Raw genomic sequence first — 12,622 nt, forward strand, 5'->3', positions numbered from 1 at the left:
TCCCACCCCCCCGGGGGGCGCCCCCGGCCTTACACCCCGGGCGGGGCCCCCACCCGTCGGCCCTCCCCACAAGGAGCCCCCCGCCATGCGCATCCGACCGCTCGCCGTCGCCCTCGCCCTCGCCGGGGCGGCCGTCCTCGGACCCGCCGCCCTGCCCGCGGCGGCCCACGGCGACACCGTCCGGCTCGACGTCACCGGCCAGGAGAACGGCCACGTCACCACCGTCGCCACCTTCGAGAACGATCACGACCCGGTCACCCAGGACTTCGCCGGGACGCTCTCGGCCAGTTCCGCCGACGGCCGGTCGGCGGGACCGTGGCGCCTGGTGGCCGTCCCCGGGCGCCCCGGGACGTACACCACCAAGGAGACGCTGCCGGCCGGGCACTGGCGGGTCACCGTCGACTGCGCCTTCCCCGACCTCGGGCACGGCGAGCGCGAACTCGACGTCGAGGCGGCCGCCATCACCGACCCGGTGCTGCCCACCCCGCCGGCCACCGGGCCCGCGCCCACCCCGGCACCGCCCGCCCCGCCGGCCACCGGACCGACCACCGGACCGACCGCCGCACCGACCGCCGCCCCCGTCACCGGGCCCACGGCGACCGTCGCCGCACCGGTCCCGGGCGTGACCGCGGCCGCCACCACCGCGACCACCCAAGGCCCCGGCAACGCCACCGCGGCCGCGCGGAGTTCGGATGCGGACGGCACCTCGGACGCCGCCACCTGGGCCGCCATCGGCACCGCCGTCGCCGCCGTCCTGCTGGTCAGCGCCGGCTTCTGGTTGCGCCGCCGCGCCCGCGGGAACTGATCCCGGGCCCGCCGGAATCCGGAGGCCCGGCGGAACCGACGTGCGCGATCGACTCGTCCCTACCCCCACCGGGGCGCCACCAGGCCCCCGACGAGTGCGAGGAGCGGTCGCGTATGAAGAAGGTCCTGATCACCGGCGGTGCGGGGTACATCGGCAGCACGGTCGCGTCCGCACTGCTGGACCAGGGCATCACGCCGGTCCTGCTCGACGACCTGTCCAAGGGACGCCCGGAGTTCGTCGAGGGGCGGGTGTTCTACCGGGGGGACATCGCCGACGGCGCGCTGCTCGACCGGATCTTCGCCGAGCACCCCGAGATCGGCGCCACCCTGCACTGCGCCGCGCGGATCGTCGTCCCGGAGTCGGTCGGCAAGCCGCTCTTCTACTACCGCGAGAACGTCGCCAAGACCGTCGAGCTGCTGGAGTCCCTCCAGCGCAACGGCTGCACCCGGGTCGTCTTCAGCAGCTCCGCCTCCCTCTACGCGCCCACCCCGGACGGCCGGGTGGACGAGAGCTGCCCGGTCGAGGTGGGCAGCCCGTACGCGCGCACCAAGCAGATGATGGAGCACGTCCTCCAGGACTGGACCCGGGCCGAGGGCGCCGAGGGGATCCGCGTCGTCGTCCTGCGCTACTTCAACCCGATCGGCGCCGACCCGCAGCTGCGCACCGGCCTGCAGGACCTCAACCCGACCCACGCGCTCGGCAAACTGATCGAGGCGCACACCAACGGCACGCCGTTCACCGTCACCGGCGTGGACTGGGCGACCCGGGACGGCTCCGGCATCCGTGACTACATCCACGTCCAGGACGTCGCCGAGGCCCACGCCGCCGCGCTGACCCGCTTCGACGAGGTGGTCGGGCCCGACGACGAGGACCGCTACCGCGTGATCAACGTCGGCACCGGCGAGGGCACCACCGTCCGCGAACTGATCGCCGCCTTCGAGCAGGCCGTCGGCGCCCGGCTCGACGTCCGCGAGGCCGCCGCCCGCCCGGGCGACGTGCTCGGCTGCTACGCGGCCGTCGACACCGCCCGCGAACTGCTCGGCTGGTCCGCCCGGCGCACCATCGCCGAGGGCGTCGCCGACGCCCTCGCCTGGCGCACCAAGTGGACCGCCCACCTGGCCTCTGCCTGACGTCACGTCAACTCATGCTGCCGGGCCCGCGCCCCGGGCCCGGGCGCGGGCGCGCCGTCGCGCGCCGTCGCCCCGGGGGGTCTGCGCGCCGTGCCGCGGACCGGGTTCGGTGAGCCAGCCCGGTGCCGGTGCCCCGATCCGCCGGCCCCCGGCGTGGGTGCGACGCCCCGACCACGCCGTCGTCGGGGCCGGGGGCCGGAACCGAGGGGGAGGGCGGGGGCGTCTTCCGGCGGAGTCGAGTGACGGGAGAGACGGTGGGGAAGCAGGGAGCGGCGGGCCGGTCCGGGGTGGGCTGGTGGGGCCGGACCAGGCGGGTCGTGACCTGGCTCGGCGCGGCCGCGCTGGTGCCGCCGGCCGCGCTGGCCGTGGTGCGCCTCGGCGGCTGGGACGACGGGACGTCCCTGGCCGTGCCGATGGTGCTGCTGCCGTACGCCGCGGCGGCCACCCTGCTGGCGCTGGTGGTGCTGCTGGTCCTCCGCTCGTGGTGGGCCGCCGGGGTGGCCGGGCTGCTCGCGGTGGTGCAACTCTGCTGGCTGGTGCCGCGGTTCGTCCCGGAGGGCGGCTCGGTGGCGGCGGACGCGCCGAGGCTGCGGGTGGCCACCAGCAACGCGTACCTGGGGCAGGTCGACGCCGCCGAGCTGGTGAAGCTGGTGCGCGAGCAGCGGATCGACGTGCTCGCGATGGAGGAGTACTGGGGGGCCGCGCCCGCCGCGATGGAGCGGGCGGGGATCGCCGAGCTGCTGCCCCACCGGCAGGTCCGGCCGGGCCGCGACACCGTGCTCTACTCCCGGCTGCCGCTCGCCCCGCTGGACGCCTCGGCGTCGGAGGCGGCCCGGGCCCAGGTGGCCGCCGAGGTCGCGGTGGGCGGCCGGACGGTGCGGCTGACCGCCGTGCACACCTACTACCCGCTGGGCGACGCGGGGCGCTGGTCCCGGGACTTCGCCGACCTGCGGGCGGCGGCCACCGGCTCCACCCGCGACGCCGTCTTCCTGGGCGACTTCAACGCGACCCTCGACCACGCCCCGATGCGCGAGCTGCTCGCCACCGGGCTCACCGACACCCACGCCGAACTGGGCCGCGGCGGCTCGCCGACCTGGCCGGAGGACAACGCGGACTTCCCGTACCTGCCGCCGGTGATCCAGATCGACCACGTGCTGCACGGCGACGCGCTGACGGCGGTGTCCGTCGCCGAGCACCGGGTGCCGGGGACGGACCACCGCGCCGTGGTCGCCGAACTCGCGGTGACCGGCTGAGACGGGGGGCGGGCGCGCCGCCGTTCAGGCGCGCCCGGCGGCCTTCTGGGTGCGGCGGGCCAGCGAGTCGATGACCACCGCGGCCAGCAGCACCGCACCGGTGACCATGAACTGGATGGCGTTGCTCAGGCCCTCGATGTTCATCCCGGACTGGATCGAGCCGATCACCAGCGCGCCGAGCAGCGCCGACCAGGTCGAGCCGCGTCCGCCGAACAGGCTGGTGCCGCCGATGACCGCCGCCGCGATCGCGTTCATCAGCAGGTTGCCGCCGCCGGAGGTCTGGCTGGCCGACTGGATCTGCGCGGCCAGGAAGAGGCCGCCGACCGCGGCCATGGTGGAGCAGATCGTGAACACGCTGATCCGGATCCAGGACACGTTGATGCCGGCGCGCCGGGCGCCCTCGATGTTGCCGCCGAGTGCGAAGACCTGCCGGCCGTAACTGGTGCGGCGCAGCACGAAGTCCAGCACCACGATGAAGATCAGGAAGATCAGGAGCGCCAGCGGCAGCCCCTTGTACTGGTTGAGCGTGTAGGCGGCGAGGAACGCGATGATCGCCAGCACCACCGTCCGCACCGCGATGTCCGACGGCGGACGCGACGGCACGCCCGCGGCCTGGCGGCGACGCGCGTCGAACAGTGAGGCCCCCAGGAACAGCAGGACGCCGATCGCCGCCGTGCCGTAGGCGGCGATCTGCTGCCCGTAGATGGTGCTGTAGAGCCGGGAGACGATGTCGTTGCCGGGCAGGTTGACCGTGCCGTTGGTGCCGAGGATCTGCAGCATCAGGCCGTTCCAGCCGAGGTTGCCGGCGAGGGTGACCACGAAGGCGGGGACGCCGACCTTGGCGAAGAAGACGCCCTGGATGCAGCCGACCACCGCACCGCCGACGAGGGCGGTGATCAGCGCGAGGTACTGGTTGACGCCGTCGGTGACGCTCAGGACGGCGTAGATCGCCGCGCAGAGGCCGCTGACCGAGCCGACCGAGAGGTCGATCTCGCCGAGCAGCAGCACGAACACCACGCCGATCGCGATCATGCCGGTGCCGACGATCTGCTGGGACAGGTTGGAGAGGTTCTGGGCGGACAGGAAGCTGCTGTTCAGGCTGCCGAACACGGCCCAGATCACGATCAGGGCCAGGACCACGGGCAGCGAGCCGAGTTCACCGCTGCTCAGCCGGCGGCGGAACTCGCCCAGGTAGCCCTTGATGCCCTCCTGGCGGACGATCAGCCGGGGGTCGACGGCGGGGGTGGCCTCGGGCGCGACCGGCACGGGCTCGTTGACGCCGCCCTTGGGCATGGTGTCCTCGGGCAGCGGGACGTGGTGGCGCTCGGGCTCGCCGCCCCCAGTGCCCCCGGGGAAGTTCTCGCTCACTGGGAACCCTCCTGGCCACGGGCCTTCCTGCGGGTCACGGCGTTGTCCGTGGCTCCGGTGATGGCCGAGATGATCTCTTCCTGGTTGGTGTAGCGCTTGTCGAAGACGCCGTTGTTGCGGCCCAGGCGCAGCACCGCGACGGTGTCCGCGACGGCCATCACATCGGCCATGTTGTGGCTGATGAGGATCACGCCGTGGTCCTGCTCGCGCAGCCGCTCGACCAGGTCGAGGACCTGGGCGGTCTGTTCGACGCCGAGGGCGGCGGTGGGTTCGTCCAGCATCACGATCTTCGGCGAGCCGATCAGCGCGCGGGCGATCGCGACCACCTGGCGCTGACCGCCGGAGAGCGAGGCGACGGGGATGCGCACGCTCGGGATGCGGATGGACAGGGTGTCCAGCAGCGAGCGGGAGCGCTTCTCCATCGCGACCTCGTCGAGGACGGTGAAGCGCCGGATCTCGCGGCCGAGGAAGAGGTTCCCGACCACGTCGAGGTTGTCGCAGAGCGCGAGGTCCTGGTAGACGGTGGCGATGCCCAACTGCTGGGCGTCCTGCGGGCGGTGGATGGTGACCGGCTTGCCGTTCCACTCGATGACGCCCTCGTCGGGCTGGTGGACCCCGGCGATCGCCTTGACCAGGGTGGACTTCCCGGCGCCGTTGTCGCCGACCAGGGCCACCACCTCGCCGGCGTGCACCTCCAGTTCGATGCCGGTGAGCGCCTGGACGGCGCCGAACCGTTTGGAGACCCCGCGCAGGGCCAATACGGTCTCACCTGCCACAGTGACCAACTCCCTTGCCCCGTCTCCTGTTCGGAGACGGGGCGTGCTCGTTTCGGGGCAGCGTCGGATTACTGGAGGCCGGCCGCGGTGCAGGCGGCGGCGTAGTCCGGCGTGCAGATCTGGGCGACGGTGTAGAGGCCGTCCTGGACCACGGTGGTCTTGATGTTGTCCTTGGTCACGACGATCGGCGTGATCAGGTTGGCCAACGCCTTGTGGTTGCTGCCGTTGGTCGCCGTGGTCGGCACGACGGTGGGGTTGAGGGTCGCACCGCTGGCCAGGCTGACGGCCATCTCGGCCGCGGCGTCGGTCTCCGGCTTGAAGGGCTTGTAGATCGTCATGGTCTGGGTGTTGATCAGGATGCGCTGGATGGCGTCGAGCTGGGCGTCCTGACCGGTGAGCGGGACGTTGATCCCGGCCGCCTTCTGCGCGGTGGCGATGCCGGCGGCCATGCCGTCGTTGGCGGAGTAGATGCCGACGACGTTGTTCGCGCCGATCGCGGTGATGCCCGCGGCGGCCTCCTGGTTGGCGGTGTTCGGGTCCCACTGCGGAGTGTCGTACTCCTTGCCGATCTTCAGCTTGCCGTCCATGGCGGCGTGCGCGCCGGCCTTGAAGTCGGCCGCGTTGGGGTCGGTGGGCGAGCCGTTGATCATGATGATCTGTCCGGCGCCGGCCTTGTCGCCCACCGCTGCCACCAGGGCCTGGCCCTGCAGCTCGCCGACCTTGTGGTTGTCGAAGGACACGTACGTGTCGACCGGGCCCTGGGCCAGGCGGTCGTAGGAGACCACCTTGACACCCGCGTCGTGGGCCTTCTGGACGGAGGACTGGATCGCCTTGGAGTCCACCGGGTCCAGGATCAGCACCTTGTCGCCCTTGGTCAGCGCCGTGTCGACCTGGGTCTGCTGGGTCGTCGCGTCCTGGTTGGCGTTGTAGTAGTCGATCTGCGCGTTCGGCGCCAGTTGCTTGATCTTCTGCTCGATCAGCGGCCGGTCGAACTGCTCGTACCGGGTCGTCTTGGTCTCCGGCAGGAGCAGGCCGATCTTGATCGCCCCGACCGCGGTGCCGCTCGCGTTTCCGCTCGCGTTGCCCGAGGACGTGCCGCCGGTTGACTGCTTGGCACTGCCACAGGACGCCAGGCCGATTCCGACGGAAAGCACGGCGGTCACCGCGAGGGCGCGGCGAAGAGCGTTGGTCATGAGGATGCCTCTCCGGTTGAGTCCACCCCCGCCTCCGAGTCTGTGAACACCGGGCCGCCACCACGATCCGGGCTGCGCCGAACGGGTAGTGCGAACCGCCCGACCGGCCCTCAGGGGGCCCGTGGCGCGGGCGCCCGATACTGACGGCATGTTCTTCCGTCGCCCGCGCCGGGCCCCTGCCGTTCCTGCCGTTCTCCCTCGTGTCCCTGCCGTTCCCGCCGTTCCCGCCGTCCCGTGTCCGGAGGCCCCCGTGGTGGAGGCGCTGGAGGTCGCCGAACCCTGGGGCGTGGAGTGGGCCACCTGGCCGCGCGACGGTGACGGCGACGGCGACGGGGCCGGCGGTCGCCTCACCGGCCACCGGGACACGATCGCCTCCGTGGCGACGGCCCTCGTCGGCGGCCGCGCGGTCGCGCTCACCGGCGGCAGGGACGCGGTGGCCCGGTTGTGGCAGGTCGACCACGGACGCCTGCTCGCCGAGCTGCCCGTCGACCGGTGGGCCGACGTCACCCTCGGCACGCTGGACGGCCGGCCCGTCGTCCTCGGCGTCGACGGCCGCGCACCGGAGTTCACCTGGGACCCGGCCACCGGCCGCTGCCTGCGGACCCTGCCCGTCGACGACGCCCTGTCCGTGGCCACGACCCGGCTCGACGGCCGCCCGGTGGCGGTCACCGGCCACCAGGACACGACGGTGCGGTTCTGGGACGTCACCGACGGCCGCGAGCTCGGCCGCCCCCTCCACGGCCACACCCACCCCGTGCACGTCGCCGCGGTGGCGGTGATCGGCGACCGACCGGTCGCGGCCACGAGCAGCGGCATGAACGCGGACCAGAGCTTCGACCCCGACGTCCGCCTCTGGGACCTGACCACCGGCACCCCGATCGCCGCCTTCCGCGCGGCCACCACCTCCGCCGTCGACGCCGTCGCCCTCGCCGACCTGGCCGGCCGGCCCGTCGTGGCCACCGGCGACTGGCGCGGCCGCGTACGGCTGTGGGACCCGTCCTCCGGCCGCCCGGAGGGGGTGGCGATGCCGGACGGCCCCACCGACGGGGTGTGGGCGCTGGCCGCCACGGCCCTCGGCGGACGGCCCGTACTGGCCGCCGGCAGCGACGACGGCACGCTGCGCCTGTGGGACGTGGCGACGCACGAGCGGATCGGCCCGGTGCTGCGCTTCCCCCACCCGGTGCGCGGGGTCGCGGCCGCGCCCGGCGACCGGCTGGTGGTCTGCTTCGGCCCGCACGTGGCGGTGCTCGCACACCGGGGGTAACGGCCGGTAGGCCGGAACCCGGATCGTCCACCCGACCCACGCACCGCGGCTCCGGCCGGTGGGGCTCCGCCTCCGGAGGGCGGGCGCCGCCGCCTCCCCGTCCGCCTCGCTCGCGCACGGCGGCAGCGGTCGGTGGGCCTGCCCGTTCGCCTCGGCGTTTGCCTTGCTCGTGCACCCCCGCTCCGGCTGGTGGGCCGGATCTTGCGCCATCCCCGGCTCCGCTGATGTCGCGCACCCCTGCTCCGGCCGGTGGGTGGGCGCTGTCGTCTCCTCGTCCGCCTCATCCGCGGACGGCGGCTCCGGCTGGTGGGCGGGTCCTTTGCCGTCGCTCGGTGGGCCCGCCCCTTCGCCTCAGCGACCGCCTCGCTCGCGCACCCCGGCTTCGGCTGGTGGGCCGGATCGTGTGCCACCCCCGGCTGCACTGATGTCGCGTACCCCTGCTCTGGCCGGTGGGCGGGCGTCGTCGCCTCCCCGTCCGCCTCGCTCGCGCACCGCCGCTCCGGCTGGTGGGCCGGATCTTGCGCCATCCCCGGCTCCGCTGATGTCGCGCACCCTTGCTCCGGCCGGTGGGTGGGCGCCGTCGTCTCCCTGTCCGCCTCATCCGCGGACCGCGGCTCCGGCTGGTGGGCGGGTCCTTTGCCGTCGCTCGGTGGGCCCGCCCCTTCGCCTCGGCGACCGCCTCGCTCGCGCACCCCGGCTTCGGCTGGTGGGCCGGCTCCTTCGCAACCCCGCCCCTGCTCCGGCCGGGGAGGCTGGCCCCATCGCTCCCCACTTCCACCTCGCGGGAAGCCGTTGGGGTCGGTGAGTCGTTGGGCTGGGTGTGGCAGACGAGGCGGGTGGTGAGGCGCGGCGGGCGCCGATGGTGTGGGCGTTCGCGGTGCGGGACGTGGCGGGAGGGCGGCTGGCCGAGGCGATCGTGGAGGTCGGCGCGCGCCTGCACGGTGAGCTGGTGGTGGACGCCGTGGACAGCGGCTTCGTGCTCGCGGCCGGGGAGCCGCCGGCGACGACCGGGATGGTCGAGGTGGGCGGGCACCGGTTCGAGCGGCTGGTGCTGGTGGGCGGGCGGCAGGTCTGGGAGCCGGCCTCGGGAGTGGCCGTGTCGCCCGGCTGGTTGTCGGCCGCCGAACGGCGCGGGGGAGTGGCGGTGATCGTGGTTCCGCCCGGCACGTGGCCGCCCGGGCTGATGGGCCTGGAGCCGCACGAACAGGTGGAGGCGTTCACCCGGAGCCTGGAGGAGGCCCGGATCGCCGGTCTCCTGCTGCACGGCATGGTGGGCATCGCGAGCCGGTGAGCGGCCGGGGGCCCGGCCCGTGCGGCCGAAAGGATTTCACCCGGACGGTCCAGCGGCCCGGAACCGCCCACGGCCGGTGCCGCACCGACCGCGTCGGCCGCCGCGCCGGCCCGGCCGGGGCGGACCCCTGCTCCCGTGTCGGCGGGCGCGGCGGCGGGGGCGGTCGTAGCGTCGGGCCATGACTGCCGACGAGACGACGATGGTGGCGGTGGGCGTGCGCTCGGCGGCGGAGGTCTTCGCCGCCCTGGAGCGGGCGAACAGCCGCCGGCCGCCGTGGACACGCTACGACCACGGTGTGGTGGGCGCCTACCGCTGGGCGGTCGGCGCACAGGTGGGCGGCCCGGTGACGGCGGCGGCGGCCGTCGGCGCGATCGGTCCGTGCCGGGCCCAGCTGCTCGCCGAGTTCCAGGCCGCCGCGGTGGAGATCCGCGCGGGTGCCGCCCGCGGCGTGGACGCCGACTACGCGCTCGGCGCGTACGGCGCCCTGGCCTGGATCTGCGGGCACCACGAGGAGCAGCCCTGACGGGTCGGCCGGCTCACAGGACGGCGATGCCGAGCGGGCGGGTGCCCGCGGGGAGGCGGTGGGTGGTGGCGGTGTCCAGGTCGACCACGGTGATGCCGTTCCAGGAGCCGTCCGGGGTGTAGCCGCCGGTGACGTAGGCGATGCGGCCGTCCCGGGAGCCGGCGACGTCCTCGTGCGGCCCGTCCGGGGGGATGACCCGCTCGCGCCCGTCGGGCGTGCGGACGGTGAGGGAGGGGCCGGCGTCCTCGGCGGGGTCGATCGGCCCGGTGCCGACGACCAGCAGCCGGCCGTCGGGAGTGACGGTGGCGCCGTGCTGGTGGGTGTCGGCGGTCATCGGCTCGACGGCGGAGGTCCCCGTGCGCGGGTTGAGCACGACCAGGCGTTCGCCCTCGAAGGGCAGCAGCAGCCGGCCGTCGGAGGGGCGGACGGCGGCGTGGTGCGGCTCCGCCAGGAGCCGAGCCCGCCCGCGGTGCCGTACGGGGCCACTCGACGCGGCGCGGGCGCACGGTGGCGGCGGGTACGACGGTGACGTCGAAGGAGTCGTGGTCGGTGACGTGGACTCGCCGCCGTCGGGGGCGACGTCCACGTCGAACGGGCGGCGGCCGACCGGGGCGGTGCCGGTGACCTCCGGCCGCCCGGTGTCGATCACCTCCAGCACCCCGTTGCCGCCCGGGACGTTGACGCCGACGTCCACCCGACGGCCGTCCGGGGCGCGCGCGATGCCCGTGCCGCCGCCCCGGTACTCGCCATCGATCCTCGGGCCGCCGGCGGGCCCCGGCGGTCGGCGGCCCGGCTCGTCGTCGGGCCCGGTCCGGTGGATCCGGGCGTCAACCGATCGGGTGATGCGGGCCCGTGCCCCGGCCCGCAATGCCGTGTCCGATTCCCGCCGGTCATCGGGCGTCACGGCCAGCAGAGTGGAGGCGGAACGGCAGGACGGGACGACGTCCGGACCGTCGAGAAGCCGCACCGTCGAGAAAGGGGCACGCCACGATGACCGCCGACACCACCCTGACCGCCTACACCACGATCGACACCCAGGTGGGCGAACTGCTGCTGGTCGGCGAACCCTCCGTCACCGCGCCCGGCGGCACCGCGCTCGCCTCGGTGTCGATGACCGGGCAGCGGAACGCCGCCGTCGTCCGGGGCGGCTGGACGCACCGGCCGGAGGCGTTCGCCGAGATCGTCCGGCAGCTCCGGGCGTACTTCGCCGGCGAGCGCGCGGGCTTCGAACTGGAGTGGGCCGCGGGCGGCACCGAGTTCCAGCGGCGGGTCTGGGCGGCGCTGGAGACCGTCCCGTACGGCACGACCACCACCTACGGCCGGCTCGCCGAGCGCGCCGGGCTCCCGCGTGCGGCGGTGCGCGCGGTCGGGGCCGCGATCGGCGCCAACCCGCTGCTGGTGGTCCGCCCCTGCCACCGGGTGATCGGCGCGGACGGCTCGCTGACCGGCTACGCCGGCGGCCTCGACCGCAAGCGCCAGCTCCTGGCGCACGAGGGCACGCTCCGCGCAGCCTGACCCACTCCCGCTCCCGATCCCAACCCCGCACCCGACCCCGACCGGAACGAACCCCATGGCCCTCACCACCCCGCTCGCCCCGCACCCCGCCGACCGCCTCACCGGCACCGACTGGCCGGCCCTGGCCGGCGAACTCGACGCCTTCGGCTGCGCCCCGACCGGACCACTCCTCACCCCCGACGAGTGCGCCGGGATCGCCGCCCTGTACGAGGAGGTGCGGCACTTCCGCTCCACCGTCGACATGGCCCGCCACCGCTTCGGCTCCGGCCAGTACCGCTACTTCCAGGAGCCCTTTCCCGCCCTGGTGGCCGGGCTGCGCGAAGCGCTCTACCCCCGCCTGCTCCCCGTCGCCCGCGACTGGGCGGCCCGGTTGAGCCGGCCCGCGCCGTGGCCGGACACCCTCGCCGAATGGCTGGAGCTGTGCCACCGGGCCGGACAGACCAGGCCCACCCCGATCCTGCTGCGCTACGGGCCGGGCGACTGGAACGCGCTCCACCGCGACCTGTACGGCGAGCTCGTCTTCCCGCTCCAGGTGGTGATCGGCCTGGACGCCCCCGGGACGGACTACACCGGCGGCGAGTTCCTGATGGTCGAGCAGCGTCCGCGCGCCCAGTCCCGCGGCACCTCCGTCACGCTCCGGCAGGGCCACGGCCTGGTCTTCACCACCAGCGACCGGCCGGTGACCTCCGCCCGCGGCTGGTCCGCGGCACCGATGCGCCACGGCGTCAGCACCGTGCGCGGCGGTCGGCGCCACACCCTCGGCCTCGTCTTCCACGACGCGGCCTGACCGGCCGTGACCGGACCCGCCGCGACGGCCGTCGCCTCTGGTCACCGCCCCTGCGCGGTCTGCCTGCCCGCGCAGTACGCCGCCTGGAAGGGCGGCCGAGAGGAGCCGTCTTGAACCTCGCCCGGGAGGCCGCACGCACCCGGTCCCCCCTCGGCCCGCGCCCCGACGGCCTCGCGCCGTCGCCCGCGCCGCACACCGATGCCGAACTCGCCGCCCTCCTCGGCCTGTTGACGGCGCCGCGGGCGCGGATCCGGACGATCGTCGCCGGTCACGGCCGCGACGCCGCCTCGACGGCCGCCGCCACCGCGTTCGCCGACGCGTGGCGCGAGCGCGGCGGGGTCGTCCTCGCCGTCGTCGACTGGCCCGAGGACGCCGCCTCCTGGCTGCGCCCCGCACGCCGCTTCACGGCGGTCGCCCCGGACGCCTGGGTCGTGGCCGCCGGCCCGCGGGGGTGGGCCCGGATGGGCCGACGGCTGCGCCACAGCACCGACTGGGACCCGGCGCGGACCTTCGGATTCGCCTCCACCGGGACCGTCACGGCCGTCGAACTCGCCGGCGCCACCACCCTCCAGGGCATGCGCGGCGCCACCTCCGACGGCGGCACCTGGGAGATCGGCGGCGAACTGATCACTTTTCACCCGCCCGCGCGGGTCGGCCGAGGTTAGGGCCTCTCCGGGCCGGGGTGCGCCCGACCACGCCGCGGCGGGCACCCCGGAC

General features: G+C 74.8%; 12 protein-coding genes and 1 pseudogene. 9 read left to right on the top strand and 4 right to left on the bottom strand.

What is annotated here, in order from left to right; genetic code table 11:
- The first annotated feature begins 85 nt into the window (after positions 1–85).
- The 3 genes from ACFVHB_RS39025 (at position 86) to ACFVHB_RS39035 (ending at position 3,188) form a co-directional block, all read left to right on the top strand.
- Complete coding sequence (locus tag ACFVHB_RS39025) at positions 86–805, top strand: hypothetical protein (protein ID WP_380332509.1); 720 nt, start codon at positions 86–88, stop codon at positions 803–805.
- A 113-nt stretch (positions 806–918) separates the two neighbouring features.
- A complete protein-coding gene (gene galE, locus ACFVHB_RS39030) occupies positions 919–1,935 on the top strand; it encodes a UDP-glucose 4-epimerase GalE (RefSeq protein WP_380332512.1) in 1,017 nt (338 codons plus the stop codon).
- Positions 1,936–2,189: 254 nt separating this feature from the next.
- The gene (locus ACFVHB_RS39035; RefSeq protein WP_380332515.1) at positions 2,190–3,188 is read left to right on the top strand and encodes an endonuclease/exonuclease/phosphatase family protein; all 999 of its coding nucleotides are present in this window, start codon (positions 2,190–2,192) and stop codon (positions 3,186–3,188) included.
- Positions 3,189–3,212: 24 nt separating this feature from the next.
- On the opposite strand, the gene ACFVHB_RS39040 is transcribed toward ACFVHB_RS39035, so the two are convergent.
- The 3 genes from ACFVHB_RS39040 to ACFVHB_RS39050 form a co-directional block, all read right to left on the bottom strand.
- Positions 3,213–4,481 (bottom strand): sugar ABC transporter permease, encoded by a 1,269-nt coding sequence (locus ACFVHB_RS39040; protein WP_380332539.1) that lies wholly within the window; start codon positions 4,479–4,481, stop codon positions 3,213–3,215.
- Positions 4,482–4,552: 71 nt separating this feature from the next.
- Complete coding sequence (locus tag ACFVHB_RS39045; RefSeq protein WP_380332518.1) at positions 4,553–5,332, bottom strand: ATP-binding cassette domain-containing protein; 780 nt, start codon at positions 5,330–5,332, stop codon at positions 4,553–4,555.
- A 68-nt stretch (positions 5,333–5,400) separates the two neighbouring features.
- Positions 5,401–6,525: a sugar ABC transporter substrate-binding protein gene (locus ACFVHB_RS39050; RefSeq protein WP_380332521.1), complete on the bottom strand. Its 1,125-nt coding sequence runs from the start codon at positions 6,523–6,525 to the stop codon at positions 5,401–5,403.
- Between the two features lie 250 nt (positions 6,526–6,775).
- Here ACFVHB_RS39050 and ACFVHB_RS39055 point away from each other — a divergent pair, with 250 nt between their 5' ends.
- The 3 genes from ACFVHB_RS39055 to ACFVHB_RS39065 all read left to right on the top strand — a co-directional run bounded on the left by ACFVHB_RS39055 (position 6,776) and on the right by ACFVHB_RS39065 (position 9,603).
- A complete protein-coding gene (locus tag ACFVHB_RS39055; protein ID WP_380332524.1) occupies positions 6,776–7,789 on the top strand; it encodes a WD40 repeat domain-containing protein in 1,014 nt (337 codons plus the stop codon).
- An 820-nt stretch (positions 7,790–8,609) separates the two neighbouring features.
- Positions 8,610–9,080: a hypothetical protein gene (locus ACFVHB_RS39060; protein WP_380332527.1), complete on the top strand. Its 471-nt coding sequence runs from the start codon at positions 8,610–8,612 to the stop codon at positions 9,078–9,080.
- A 178-nt stretch (positions 9,081–9,258) separates the two neighbouring features.
- Positions 9,259–9,603, top strand: coding sequence for a hypothetical protein (locus ACFVHB_RS39065; protein WP_380332530.1), 345 nt, complete (start codon positions 9,259–9,261; stop codon positions 9,601–9,603).
- Positions 9,604–9,616: 13 nt separating this feature from the next.
- Here ACFVHB_RS39065 and ACFVHB_RS39070 read toward each other — a convergent pair.
- Positions 9,617–10,516, bottom strand: a pseudogene (locus tag ACFVHB_RS39070) (YncE family protein).
- Between the two features lie 95 nt (positions 10,517–10,611).
- Between ACFVHB_RS39070 and ACFVHB_RS39075 the strand changes: the two are divergent.
- From ACFVHB_RS39075 to ACFVHB_RS39085, 3 genes are all read left to right on the top strand, one after another.
- Positions 10,612–11,118, top strand: coding sequence for a methylated-DNA--[protein]-cysteine S-methyltransferase (locus ACFVHB_RS39075; protein ID WP_380332542.1), 507 nt, complete (start codon positions 10,612–10,614; stop codon positions 11,116–11,118).
- A gap of 55 nt (positions 11,119–11,173) precedes the next feature.
- Positions 11,174–11,905 carry a 2OG-Fe(II) oxygenase gene (locus ACFVHB_RS39080; RefSeq protein ID WP_380332533.1) on the top strand — a complete coding sequence of 244 codons (732 nt, stop codon included), beginning with the start codon at positions 11,174–11,176 and terminating at the stop codon, positions 11,903–11,905.
- Between the two features lie 110 nt (positions 11,906–12,015).
- Entirely contained in the window at positions 12,016–12,570 is a 555-nt protein-coding gene (locus ACFVHB_RS39085; RefSeq protein WP_380332536.1) for a hypothetical protein, read from the top strand.
- The last annotated feature ends 52 nt before the right edge of the window (positions 12,571–12,622 follow it).

Origin of the sequence: Kitasatospora sp. NPDC127111 (assembly GCF_042677465.1) — a bacterium.
In the GTDB taxonomy this organism is placed as follows: Bacteria; Actinomycetota; Actinomycetes; order Streptomycetales; family Streptomycetaceae; genus Kitasatospora.

Bases quoted from the DNA above. Each gene is read 5' to 3' on its own strand.
- galE (WP_380332512.1), top strand. From the start codon at position 919: ATGAAGAAGGTCCTGATCACCGGCGGTGCGGGGTACATCGGCAGCACG.
- ACFVHB_RS39050 (WP_380332521.1), bottom strand. From the start codon at position 6,525: ATGACCAACGCTCTTCGCCGCGCCCTCGCGGTGACCGCCGTGCTTTCC.
- ACFVHB_RS39065 (WP_380332530.1), top strand. From the start codon at position 9,259: ATGACTGCCGACGAGACGACGATGGTGGCGGTGGGCGTGCGCTCGGCG.
- ACFVHB_RS39025 (WP_380332509.1), top strand. From the start codon at position 86: ATGCGCATCCGACCGCTCGCCGTCGCCCTCGCCCTCGCCGGGGCGGCC.
- ACFVHB_RS39040 (WP_380332539.1), bottom strand. From the start codon at position 4,481: ATGCCCAAGGGCGGCGTCAACGAGCCCGTGCCGGTCGCGCCCGAGGCC.
- ACFVHB_RS39080 (WP_380332533.1), top strand. From the start codon at position 11,174: ATGGCCCTCACCACCCCGCTCGCCCCGCACCCCGCCGACCGCCTCACC.